At 57.5% G+C, this 12122-nt stretch carries 12 protein-coding genes and 1 pseudogene; 10 read left to right on the forward strand and 3 right to left on the reverse strand.

The features are described from left to right. Window positions 1-41 precede the first annotated feature (41 nt). The 7 genes from puuE to C4Q27_RS02990 all read left to right on the forward strand — a co-directional run bounded on the left by puuE (window position 42) and on the right by C4Q27_RS02990 (window position 7011). Complete coding sequence (gene puuE, locus C4Q27_RS02960; RefSeq protein WP_020193280.1) at window positions 42-968, forward strand: allantoinase PuuE; 927 nt, start codon at window positions 42-44, stop codon at window positions 966-968. Then, window positions 968-1483: a 2-oxo-4-hydroxy-4-carboxy-5-ureidoimidazoline decarboxylase gene (gene uraD, locus C4Q27_RS02965; RefSeq protein ID WP_010955031.1), complete on the forward strand. Its 516-nt coding sequence runs from the start codon at window positions 968-970 to the stop codon at window positions 1481-1483. Before puuE ends, uraD begins: the two co-directional genes overlap by 1 nt. A gap of 49 nt (window positions 1484-1532) precedes the next feature. Continuing rightward, entirely contained in the window at window positions 1533-2036 is a 504-nt protein-coding gene (locus tag C4Q27_RS02970) for an ureidoglycolate lyase (RefSeq protein ID WP_003254333.1), read from the forward strand. A gap of 44 nt (window positions 2037-2080) precedes the next feature. After that, window positions 2081-3409 (forward strand): urate hydroxylase PuuD, encoded by a 1329-nt coding sequence (locus C4Q27_RS02975; protein ID WP_104886430.1) that lies wholly within the window; start codon window positions 2081-2083, stop codon window positions 3407-3409. 185 nt (window positions 3410-3594) lie between these two features. Continuing rightward, window positions 3595-4950, forward strand: coding sequence for a nucleobase:cation symporter-2 family protein (locus C4Q27_RS02980; protein ID WP_010955033.1), 1356 nt, complete (start codon window positions 3595-3597; stop codon window positions 4948-4950). A 139-nt stretch (window positions 4951-5089) separates the two neighbouring features. After that, window positions 5090-5875 carry an outer membrane protein OmpK gene (locus C4Q27_RS02985; RefSeq protein ID WP_003254337.1) on the forward strand — a complete coding sequence of 262 codons (786 nt, stop codon included), beginning with the start codon at window positions 5090-5092 and terminating at the stop codon, window positions 5873-5875. A 353-nt stretch (window positions 5876-6228) separates the two neighbouring features. Further along, window positions 6229-7011 carry an outer membrane protein OmpK gene (locus C4Q27_RS02990; protein ID WP_003254339.1) on the forward strand — a complete coding sequence of 261 codons (783 nt, stop codon included), beginning with the start codon at window positions 6229-6231 and terminating at the stop codon, window positions 7009-7011. Between the two features lie 137 nt (window positions 7012-7148). Here the strand turns inward: C4Q27_RS02990 and C4Q27_RS02995 are convergent. Both C4Q27_RS02995 and C4Q27_RS03000 read right to left on the reverse strand, forming a co-directional pair. Continuing rightward, window positions 7149-7340 (reverse strand): annotated as a pseudogene (locus tag C4Q27_RS02995) (DUF808 domain-containing protein); the annotation flags it as partial. A 271-nt stretch (window positions 7341-7611) separates the two neighbouring features. Then, entirely contained in the window at window positions 7612-8532 is a 921-nt protein-coding gene (locus C4Q27_RS03000; RefSeq protein ID WP_104886431.1) for a DUF808 domain-containing protein, read from the reverse strand. A gap of 238 nt (window positions 8533-8770) precedes the next feature. Between C4Q27_RS03000 and C4Q27_RS03005 the strand changes: the two genes are divergently transcribed. Continuing rightward, window positions 8771-9334 (forward strand): hypothetical protein, encoded by a 564-nt coding sequence (locus C4Q27_RS03005; RefSeq protein WP_256599972.1) that lies wholly within the window; start codon window positions 8771-8773, stop codon window positions 9332-9334. On the opposite strand, the gene C4Q27_RS03010 is transcribed toward C4Q27_RS03005, so the two are convergent. Beyond that, the gene (locus C4Q27_RS03010) at window positions 9329-9715 is read right to left on the reverse strand and encodes a hypothetical protein (RefSeq protein WP_104886432.1); all 387 of its coding nucleotides are present in this window, start codon (window positions 9713-9715) and stop codon (window positions 9329-9331) included. The two genes, C4Q27_RS03005 and C4Q27_RS03010, sit on opposite strands and share 6 nt — an antisense overlap. Window positions 9716-10164: 449 nt before the next feature. Here C4Q27_RS03010 and C4Q27_RS03015 point away from each other — a divergent pair, with 449 nt between their 5' ends. Together C4Q27_RS03015 and C4Q27_RS03020 are read left to right on the forward strand one after the other, a co-directional pair. Continuing rightward, entirely contained in the window at window positions 10165-10782 is a 618-nt protein-coding gene (locus C4Q27_RS03015; protein WP_104886433.1) for a hypothetical protein, read from the forward strand. 117 nt (window positions 10783-10899) lie between these two features. Beyond that, window positions 10900-11724 (forward strand): inositol monophosphatase family protein, encoded by an 825-nt coding sequence (locus C4Q27_RS03020; protein ID WP_104886434.1) that lies wholly within the window; start codon window positions 10900-10902, stop codon window positions 11722-11724. The last annotated feature ends 398 nt before the right edge of the window (window positions 11725-12122 follow it).

Here is a 12122-nt window from a genome sequence, read left to right on the forward strand (position 1 = left end):
CCGCCCACCCCCCGCACTAACGCACAAGAAGGAAGACTGCAGTGAGCGCTGATTACCCTCGCGACCTGATCGGTTACGGCAACAACCCTCCTCACCCGCAATGGCCGGGCAACGCCCGCATCGCGCTGTCTTTCGTCCTCAATTACGAGGAAGGTGGCGAACGCAACATCCTGCACGGTGACAAGGAATCCGAAGCCTTCCTGTCCGAGATGGTCGCTGCCCAACCCCTGCAGGGCCAGCGCAACATGAGCATGGAGTCGCTGTATGAATACGGCAGCCGTGCCGGTGTATGGCGCCTGCTGAAGCTGTTCAAGGACAGCGGCGTGCCACTCACCATCTTCGCCGTGGCCATGGCCGCCCAGCGCCACCCCGATGTGATCCGCGCCATGGTCGAAGCCGGCCACGAGATCTGCAGCCATGGCTATCGCTGGATCGACTACCAGAACATGGACGAGGCCCAGGAGCGCGAGCACATGCTCGAAGCCATCCGTATCCTCACCGAACTCACCGGCGAGCGTCCGCTGGGCTGGTACACCGGCCGTACCGGCCCGAACACCCGCCGCCTGGTGATGGAGGAAGGTGGTTTCCTCTATGACAGCGACACCTACGACGATGACCTGCCCTACTGGGAGCCGAACAACCCCACCGGCAAACCGCACCTGGTGATCCCCTACACCCTGGACACCAACGACATGCGCTTCACCCAGGTACAGGGCTTCAACTGCGGCGAGCAGTTCTTCCAGTACCTGAAAGACGCCTTTGATGTGCTGTACGCCGAAGGCGCCGAAGCACCGAAAATGCTTTCCATCGGCCTGCACTGCCGCCTGGTCGGCCGCCCGGCACGCCTGGCTGCACTGAAGCGCTTCGTCGATTACGCAAAAAGTCATGACCAGGTCTGGTTCGCCCGTCGCGTGGATATCGCCCGCCACTGGCACGCCACCCACCCGTACAAGAATGAGAACGCCTGATGACCGCCTTCAATACCCTCAAACCATCCACCCTGGACCGTGACGCCTTCGTCAAGGCCTTCGCCGACATCTACGAGCACTCGCCGTGGGTTGCCGAAAAAGCCTACGACCTGGGCCAACTGGGCGAGCTGGACGAGATCGAGGCGCTGCACCAGCGCATGAGCGACATCCTGCTCAGCGCCAACCACGCCGACCAGCTGGCGCTGATCAACGCTCACCCGGACCTGGCCGGCAAGGCCGCCATCCAGGGCGAGCTGACCGAATCGAGCACCAACGAACAGGCCGGCGCCGGCATTCACCAGTGCACCGCCGAGGAGTTCGCCCGTTTCACCGAGCTGAACGATGCCTATAAAGCCAAGTTTCAGTTCCCGTTCATCATGGCGGTGAAGGGCAGCAACCGGCACCAGATTCTCGCCGCCTTTGAAAAGCGCATCCACAACGATGCCGATGCCGAATTCAAGGAAGCCCTGGCGCAGATCAACCTGATCGCCCTGTTCCGCCTGCTGCAGCTGTAAGCAACAGCCGAACCTTATTCAGAAAACGAACAATAGAAGAGATAACCGCATGCGCACCCTGATGATCGAGCCCTTGACCAAAGAAGCCTTCGCCCAGTTCGGAGACGTGATCGAAACCGACGGCAGCGACCACTTCATGATCAACAACGGCTCGACCATGCGCTTTCACAAGCTCGCCACGGTCGAAACCGCCGAGCCTGAAGACAAGGCGATCATCAGCATCTTCCGCGCCGACGCGCAGGACATGCCGCTGACCGTGCGCATGCTGGAACGCCATCCGCTGGGCAGCCAGGCTTTTATCCCGCTGCTCGGCAACCCCTTTCTGATCGTGGTCGCGCCCGTTGGCGATGCACCTGTATCAGGCTTGGTCCGAGCCTTCCGCAGTAATGGCAGGCAGGGCGTTAATTACCATCGCGGCGTCTGGCACCACCCGGTGCTGACGATCGAAAAGCGGGATGATTTCCTGGTGGTTGATCGCAGTGGTTCTGGCAACAACTGCGATGAGCATTACTTCACCGAGGAACAGATGCTGATCCTCAATCCCCACCAATAAGAAAAGGTCAGTCATCTTCTCGGTGACTGGCAGAGGTACATACTGTGGAAGCACACCTTCACGAATGGCTGAACCTGAGCATTCGCTGGGTTCACATGATCACCGGCGTTGCCTGGATCGGTGCATCGTTCTACTTCGTCTGGCTGGAGAACCACCTGAACCGAAGCAACCCGCGCGATGGGTTGTCGGGTGATCTCTGGGCGATTCACGGCGGTGGTATCTACCACCTGGAGAAATACAAGCTCGCCCCCCCGAAAATGCCCGAGAACCTGCACTGGTTCAAATGGGAAGCCTACTTCACCTGGATGTCCGGTATCGCCCTGCTGTGCGTGGTGTTCTACTGGAACCCGACCCTGTACCTGCTGGCACCTGGCAGCACCCTGAGCGGTGCCGAAGGCGTGGCCATCGGTATCGGTTCGCTGATCGCGGGATGGTTCATCTACGACTTCCTGTGCGACTCGCCCCTGGGCAAGAAGCCAGCGCTGCTCGGTGCTGTGCTGTTCGTGCTGATCATCGCTGCCTGCTGGGGCTTCAGCCTGGTGTTCAGCGGCCGTGGTGCCTACCTGCACACCGGCGCGATCATCGGCACCATCATGGTCGGTAACGTGTTCCGCATCATCATGCCGGCCCAACGCCAGCTGGTGGCGGCGATCGAGAACAACCAGACGCCCGACCCGGTACTGCCGGCCAAGGGCCTGCTGCGCTCGCGTCACAACAACTACTTCACCCTGCCGGTGCTGTTCATCATGATCAGCAACCATTTCCCGAGCACCTACGGTAGCCAGTACAACTGGCTGATCCTGGCCGGTATCGCAGTAGCCGCGGTTCTGATCCGCCACTACTTCAACACCCGCCACGACAGCAACAAGTACGCCTGGACCCTGCCCGTCGGCGCTCTGGCGATGATCTGCCTGGCTTACGTTACCGGCCCGAAACCGATGGCCGTAAGCCCTGAGCAAGCCGCAGCGAAGATCGAGTACCAACCGCTGCCGGCAACTGCGGTAGGCGGCAAGACGGCTGCCGAGCAGCGTGCCGAGGACGCCGCCAAGGCTGCCGAAGCACCCGCCGCACCTGCGCAAGCACCGGCCCAGGCCGCTGCCCAGGCCGGAGGTGGCGAATTCGACAAGATCCACAATGTCATCCAGGAACGCTGCACTGTGTGCCACTCGTCCAAGCCGACCAGCCCACTGTTCAGCACCGCCCCTGCCGGCGTGATGTTCGACACTCCGCAGCAGATCCAGGCCCAGGCCGCGCGCATTCAGGCGCAAGCGGTTGCCAGCCAGATCATGCCGCTGGGCAACATCACCCAGATGACCACCGAAGAGCGCAAGCTCGTCGGCGAATGGATCGCCAAAGGCGCCCAGGTCAACTGACAGCACCTCGCCAGGCAACCCGCCCCCAGGGGAATCACCTTTCCCTGTAGGAGCGGGCTTGCCCGCGAAGAGGCCGATAGCCCCAGCCTCAAGCTCCATGTGTTACGCAACAAGCAAGCATCGAGCGCGCAGGCATGAAGCCTGCCGCTTGGATCCGAGAATAAAAACAAAACTCGAGGTGCTGCATGTCCGAGTCACGCAAGGCGTATATCCCCATTGCGCCGCCGCGCGAACCCTTGCCCCTGTTCCAACTGATCCTGGTTGGCCTGCAACACGTTCTGCTGATGTACGGTGGCGCGATCGCCGTACCGTTGATCATCGGCCAGGCCGCCGGGTTGTCCCGTGAAGAAGTCGCTTTCCTGATCAACGCCGACCTGCTGGTCGCTGGCGTCGCTACCATCATCCAGTCGTTCGGTATCGGCCCGGTGGGCATCCGCATGCCGGTGATGATGGGTGCCAGTTTCGCTGCCGTCGGTAGCATGGTGGCCATGGCCGGCATGCCCGGCGTAGGCCTGCAGGGGATCTTCGGCGCGACCATCGCTGCCGGGTTCTTCGGAATGCTGATCGCGCCGTTCATGTCCAAGGTTGTCCGCTTCTTCCCACCGCTGGTCACCGGTACGGTGATCACCTCGATTGGCCTGTCGCTGTTCCCGGTGGCTGTCAACTGGGCCGGTGGCGGCCATGAAGCAGAAACGTTCGGCTCGCCGATCTACCTGCTGGTGGCCGGCCTGGTACTGGCCGTGATCCTGCTGATCAACCGCTTCATGCGCGGTTTCTGGGTAAACGTGTCGGTACTGGTGGGCATGGGCCTTGGCTACATCCTGGCCGGCTCCATCGGCATGGTCGACCTGTCGGGCCTGAATGAAGCACCGTGGTTGCAGGTGGTCACCCCACTGCACTTCGGCATGCCGACCTTCAGCCTGGCGCCGATCCTGTCCATGTGCCTGGTAGTGGTGATTATCTTCGTCGAGTCCACCGGCATGTTCCTGGCCTTGGGCAAGGTGACTGATCGTGAAGTAACCCCTGGCATGCTGCGTCGCGGCCTGCTGTGCGATGCCGGTGCGTCGTTCATTGCGGGCTTCTTCAACACCTTCACCCACTCCTCGTTCGCCCAGAACATCGGCCTGGTGCAAATGACCGGGGTGCGCTGCCGCTACGTCACCATCGTGGCCGGTGCACTGCTGATCCTGCTCAGCCTGCTGCCCAAGGCGGCCTTCCTGATTGCCTCGATCCCGCCCGCAGTACTGGGCGGCGCGTCCATCGCCATGTTCGGCATGGTCACTGCCACCGGGATCAAGATTCTTCAGGAGGCGGACATCGGCGACCGCCGCAACCAGCTGTTGGTTGCCGTGAGCGTCGGCTTCGGGTTGATCCCCGTGGTGCGTCCGGAGTTCTTTGCCCAGATGCCACAGTGGATGGAGCCCATCACCCACAGCGGTATCGCCATGGCCACGGTCTGTGCCCTGGTGTTGAACGTACTGTTCAACATCCTTGGCGGTGCCGACCGCGCAATGCACAACGACGTCTGTCACCAGCATTGAGCCAAGGGGGGCGGTGCATGGCTGCCCCTCGTTCACCTCTGCAGTAACCGCTACGCCGTCGACCCGCCGGAATGGGTCGCCCGGGGCGCCTGCGCGCCAAAAAAACGCCAACAAAAACAATAAGTCCGGGAATCACAACATGAAGCGCATCACCACGTCCCTGTTGTTGGGCAGCAGCCTGCTGGCCACCCTACCCTCGCACGCAGGCGAATGGCTGCAATGGCACGGCGAAAGCCTGACCTACCTGTACGGCAAGGACTTCAAGGTAAACCCTGATATCCAGCAGACCATCACCTTCGAGCACGCCAACAAATGGAAGTACGGCGACACCTTCATGTTCGTCGACAAGATCTTCTACAACGGCAAGGCCGACCCCGGCAAAGGTGTGACCACCTACTACGGCGAGTTCAGCCCACGCCTGTCATTGGGCAAGATCTTCGACCGCAAGCTTGCCTTCGGTCCGATCAAGGACGTGCTGCTGGCCATGACCTACGAGCGCGGTGAAGGCGACAACGAGGCCTACCTGATCGGCCCAGGCTTCGACTTGAACATCCCCGGCTTCAACTATTTCACCCTCAATTTCTACGTGCGTAACACCGAAGGCAGCCGCCCCGGTGACAACGTCTGGCAGATTACCCCCGGCTGGTCGTACACCCTCCCCGTAGGCCGGTCAGACATTCTGATCGACGGTTACATGGACTGGGTTACCGACAACGACCAGACCCGTCGTGGCACCTATCACGCCAACCTGCACTTCAACCCGCAGGTCAAATACGACCTGGGCAAGGCGCTGAACCTGGGCGCCAAGCAGCTCTACGTCGGCTTTGAATACAGCTACTGGAAAGACAAGTACGGCATTGACAGCCGCGGCAACCTGGACAGCAACCAGAGCGTCGCCAGTGCGCTGATCAAGGTGCACTTCTAGGAAGTTGACCAAACGCACAAGTTTGAATCACCCCGCTCCAGGACGGAGCACTTGAGGCGCGGCGCGCAAGCCAGTAATCTGCGCGCCCCCTCGATCAGGGCAGAACGGATTCTGCCTGCGTTTACTGACCGCTCAGTCAATGAATTCGGGCGGTTGGCCAACGTGTTGCCAGCCTGAAATACCCTTTTCATCCGTTCAGAACGAAGTCGAGCAGGAAGGTTTTGCCAACCCGGAAAAGTTGGCCCAACCCTTGCCAAACAGCTGTGGCCTATCGAAAAAAGCTGACTCAAAAGACAAAAAAAGCGCCGACACCGAGCGCTGACAACAGATCAATCAAGGGAGCGACACTCGCAATGCGTACTATCAAGAGCCTGATCCTCGCCGGCGGCCTGCTGGCCTGCGGCACCACCTTCGGCGGCGACCTGCTGCAATGGCAGAACAACAGCCTGACCTACCTATGGGGCAAGAACTTCAAGGTCAACCCGGCGATTCAGCAAACCGTCACCTTCGAGCACGCCGATGGCTGGAAGTACGGCGACAACTTCATTTTCGTCGACAAGATCTTCTACCAGGGCCAGAAAGACGCCGGCAACGGCCCGAACACCTACTACGGTGAGATCAGCCCACGCCTGTCGTTCGGCAAGATTTTCGACCAGAAGATCGAGTTTGGCCCGGTCAAGGACGTGCTGCTGGCGATGACCTACGAGTTTGGCGAGGGTGACACCGAGTCTTACCTGATCGGCCCGGGCTTCGACCTGGCCATCCCGGGCTTCGACTACTTCCAGCTGAACTTCTACAACCGCACCACCGACGGCAGCCGCGCCGGCGACAACGTGTGGCAGATCACCCCGGTGTGGTCGTACACCATTCCGGTCGGAGATTCCGACGTGCTGATCGACGGCTTCATGGACTGGGTGGTGGACAACGACGAGAACCGCCGCGGCACCTACCAGGCCAACCTGCACTTCAACCCGCAGATCAAGTACGACCTGGGCAAGGCATTGCACCTGGGTGAGAAACAGCTGTACGTGGGTGTGGAGTATGACTACTGGAAGAACAAGTACGGCATCAAGGACAGCGATGCCTTCACTACCGACCAGAACACCATGAGCTTCCTGGTCAAGGTTCACTTCTGAACTGAGTTAGCGGGGCCGCTTTGCGGCCCATTCGCGGGTAAACCCGCTCCTACAGGGGCCGCGCCGGGTGCAAGGCAAACGCGGTACCTGGGGGGCGGGTTCACGCGCGAACCGGGGCAAAGCCCCGGCCAGGCGCCTCAATTGGCAGGTCTGAGCGCCCGCCACAACTTCCCCGCAGCACTGACCACCGCCAGCACCATGGCACCGGCCACAACCCCGACCCCAGCGTTGAGCAACGCCCCGGTAAGCGCCCCGCCACGCCCTTCGCTGAACGCCTCGATGGCATGATGCAGCGGCTCGATGCCATGCACCAGGATCCCACCGCCGACCCAGTCCAAAGGCATGTGGACGTGGACACAATTTAATCCTTAAAAATCAACGACTTAGTTAAAGGCATGTTTGTCCATATGGACAGATGAAAAGTGGACATTCCGAGCACAGAAGCGCGGCATCCGCGCAATTTTCCGCCCGCATTGGCCCCCTTCATTAGGACGAAATTCACCTCCAGGGAGGGCTTGAGTGTCAGGGAGTCCGCCAATACTTTTCGTTAGCGTGCACATCTAATCACTGTAGAAGCCAAACATCCCAGCGCAGACTTGACTAGCCTGCTGACAGTTTTCGAACCCAGGTGAAACCGCTGACCGCGACTGCTGTTATAAAGCCGGTCAAGGCCCCTACCACACCAAACAATCCGACTTTGACAACCGCTCCCCAACCACCACTTTCTGAGACCACTACTTCGACGGCATGCTCAAGCGGAAGTATGCCCTCAGCAACGAATGTCCCGCCGACCAAGAACATTGCAATCGTTCCGATCCAGGATAGGGCTTTCATCAGAAAGGGTGCCGCCGACACCAACACCTGGCCGAACTTTCTGACCGCCCTGCCCCATACCCCCTGAGCCTTTGACTTAACGAGAGCGAACCCAGCGTCATCGAGACGAACAATGCCAGCTACCAGACCATAGACTCCAACAGTCATCGCCAGCGCAATCACAACTAGCGTCAAGATCTGTTGATATAACGGGGCTTCAGCCACGACGTTCAGAGTGATTACGATGATCTCTGCGCTCAAAATAAAGTCGGTCTTAATAGCACCCTTGATCTTGCGCTTTTCATATTCAGCAAGCTCTTCGGGGCTTTTAGGGATTGCTTTCTTTCCATGATCTTCCGAACCATGCCTTTCGCGAGAAAATTTGTCTTTGATCGCCTCGTAGCCTTCGTAGCATAGGTATATGCCGCCCGCCATGAGGAGCCACTTCACTGCTGCTGGCAGCACAGCGCTTAGAATCAGAGCGCAAGGCACTAAGATCGCCTTATTTTTTAGCGACCCTTTAAATACCGCCCAAACCACAGGAAGTTCGCGATCTGCTTTCATTCCAGTAACTTGCTCAGCATTTACTGCTAAGTCATCACTCAGTACGCTGGCGGACTTTTTAGCTGCCACCTTACTCATCAAAGAGATGTCATCTAGCAGTGCCGCGATATCATCCAACAAAGCAAAAAAGCTGCTGCCAGCCATACTATTTTATCCTTAATAAATTACGACGAACTCATTATCCTGAGGCACCTTATTCCCAAGCGTGGCCACAGGCTTTGCACCATAGGTGACAAGATGTCATAGAGACCCGCAGTTAGCAAAACAGTTCTGCCACCTCCTTGAGCTCACGAGTTCTATCGCTGCGTGTCGCACCATCAGCTCTGCGACCGAAACCCTAGCTGAGCGGATGATCAGGTGGTAGCCTGCGCGCAGCATGCCTATGACGGACGCATCCATGTTTTTAAAATTAATAGCTGGCTGGCTTTTCCCTGACAAAAGATCCCAACGAGAGAAGGATCAGGAGCGAGAGTTCATTGAAGCAGTCAATAGCCTCAAGACCTTGTCGGTGAACGAACACGGCGGAATGTCCATCGACCCTGAGGAAGTTCGCGACGTCGTCATCGCCGCTCGCGAAAACTATAGGCATCTACTCAACACTCCGCACCGAGAGAACAGCACTCCCCCAGAGGTTGAAAAAGATAACATTAGTGCTCTGCAGCAAAGCCATACCCATAACCATTCAGATAGCTATGACTTCATCCAACAGTTTACTTGGCGCCGCCTACCAAGCGGCTCATCAGTGCAGTATGTATGCCTACAATCACTCACTACCGGAAAATATGCCGTGGCATGCGCCCACCTTTTCAGTGGTGATTTCGAGAATCTGCCACCCTGGCTGAGTGTCAACGTAGGTAAGTACGTTGCCAGCGTACTGAAGGATTCTAATCTTCAATGGCATGGAAGCATTAAGGATGCGATCGATGCTTGGGACAGTGACCTATGACGTAGTTCTGTGGGCATTTAATAACCGCATTTCGGTATCCCACTCGTTTAGAAACTTGTTCCAGTCCTCTGCGTAGAACCCCTCTACAAAACGTGTAGACCCAATGCTTGCTTGTATAAAACGTTCTCGCCAAGGCTCTGGAATTTCATACTCCCGAACGATTTCTTTTCCGGAAGAGTGATGGCTGATGGGAACGCGGCAGCGCACCTCTTCCAAAGTCAGCGGAGTGGCCTGCTCGTAGTCGCCTCTTTCCTCGATAGAAAGGTTATCGAGGATCGCCAGTAAAGTAACTGCCTCAGGACTGCCAAGCTCAAGGGAGGCCAGTCTCCAAAGCGCCTTGCGCCTTGATATTTCTCGATAGCGTAGTTTTTCTTGATCCATCTTACTGACCTCCGGACTCCTGGCAAAACGATAGCTCGGGTCATTGCGTGCCGCTTACGCGGACGGCTGTCATAAACCAAGCCCCGCGTCGCGGGTCTCGGCCCTGCGGGTTTCCATCCTCACGCCTGGCGCGCTCCGCTTGCAAGAAAATTTGTGGCGACCATTATTCAAAGCTCGGCGCTAGAAAACACCTTGGTAACTGCGAGGCCCATCACTGAGTAGCGCAATGACTCAGAGCCTTACCGAACTTAAAGGTATGCCATTGGCATACCCTTTATATGTGCTGGACAACCTCCGCTTTCATCATGCTAGGATTATCCCATCGGTCAGCCTGGATCGAGCGGTCGGCACGCATAGGTAATTCACAGGTCAATCACCTGCATTGCGCAGTTCATCTGACATAAGTCATTGCGGACAGCCGACACCGTTTCGAACCATGGAGGATGACCATGCAAATTTCCCTGTTTGCTGCTGATTTTGAGTCTGGAAAAGGTATTTTACGCTTAGCCAGATGCCTACAACGCGACTGGCCAGGCCAGAAAAAACTCAAGCTGTCCGCTGCCCAACACTTGATGAGCCAGTGCCTTGGCTACGTAGACCTTCATGACGCCCGCAAGAGCATCGATAAAGATGAGCTTCAATTTGCATCACTAGAGGAAGTCAAAGCGCAAAGCCTTCGCGTCATTAATGCTATGCTCAACAACACATGCCCCGGTCAGAATATCGACTATGCGGCACTGAATGATCAGATCGAAAAATGGCCCTTTAAGCATCTTGCAATTTACAAGATACTTGACGCACCACCTCTCGCCGAAGTAAGCAAAAAAACCATTCAAAGTAAGGCTCTTGAGCTCACGGCCCTATATATGAATCACTACGACAGTGTTATATCTCGAGTCCAGAAAGGATTAGGACATATCCCAGTTGAGACAACAAAGTATTACATGAAGCACGCTATTGGGCATTGCCGGAACGACCTTAGCCCTGATCGAGTCGAAATCCCTATCGAAATCGGTGAGTGTCTGACCTGTGGGCATAGCACCATCAGCACACCTAAGAAGCCGTAGCATTTCAGGCAAGTATGCGCGCTCCGCTCAGCCTCGAGGCAACCCGCCCGCCGAGCAGCAGCGCGCCCAAATGATCAGGGGCAAACGGCCTCTTCCCTTCTGTTGCAGGGAGTGAACATGACCATAGAGGATGTGAAGCAGCTCCTGCCCCTTGTCATCACCGCAGTAGAGCGTGCTGGGATTCTGTTAGCGCAGGAATATGTCCGACCGGACGGTCGACGCGGCTCAGGGAGCAAAGCAGATGTCGATGCCGAAATAGAACAGGTGCTGCGCTCGGAGCTTTTGAACATCCTACTTTGCGACTTTTGGGGCGAGGAAACTGGCCATGTGCTCTCCGGTCATCGCTTTTGCTGGGTCGTCGATCCCAATGATGGAACCAGTGATTTCCTGAGAGGGCTGAAGGGATCAGCGCTGTCGGTTGGCTTACTAGAGGCGAATGTGCCGGTACTCGGAGTAGTGCACGCTCCAGTCACTCCGAAGGGAATATTGGATTGCATCGCTTGGGCGAGGGGTATGGATCATTTGCTGCGAAATGGATTACCTGTGCGCGTGGATCTTTCCAATCAACAGCTTTCCAAATCGAGCCGGGTGATGGTCAGTTCCTCAGCCGGCAGAAAACCTCAAACCAATGCAGCCTTATGTGCTCCTGGTGGTTTTCATCCGATGCCCTCCATTGCCTACAGACTGGCCAGAGTGGCAGCTGGGGACGGGGTCTGCGGAGTATCGCTTTATCCCGTTTCAGCTCACGACGTCGTAGCCGGTCATGCGCTGCTGATTGGTGCCAATGGTGTGCTCGTTGATGAGCATGGGGCTCAGATCAGCTACATGGACGAAGCAGAAATGCATCGAGTATCTAACCGGTGTTTTGGTGGAGCGCCTAGTGCTTGCGCTGAGCTTGCGGAGAGAGATTGGGAGAGAGTCTTCGCGGATGATTCTGGCTGATCATCAATTCCATTTCGTGGCGTGTCCCGGGGGAGCGGCTGTCGTAAACCGAGCCCCTTCAGGTCTCGGCCCGCTGAGCTTCCATCCTCACGCCTTCGCCATCCTGGCTGCGCGCTCCGCTTGCTTCTTGCCCGACATTACGGCCCCCGATAAGAATTGTCCTTCGTGCGAGCTTTGAACATGACCCAAAACATAATGTCCGTGCCCGTGCTTGATATCGAACAATTCAGGGCTCGGTATCCACGACTATTTTCTGATCCTGGTGTGGATGACATCTACTGCAGCCCCGGATGGCGCGAGATCCTCTATGCCCTGTGCCACACGCTCCAAGCCCATCTGAATCGGCATCCAGAGGTGCCGCAGGTCGTGGTGGCCCAGGTGAAATCGAAGTTAGGTGA

Source organism: Pseudomonas sp. SWI36 (genome assembly GCF_002948105.1).
In the GTDB taxonomy this organism is placed as follows: Bacteria; Pseudomonadota; Gammaproteobacteria; order Pseudomonadales; family Pseudomonadaceae; genus Aquipseudomonas; species Aquipseudomonas alloputida.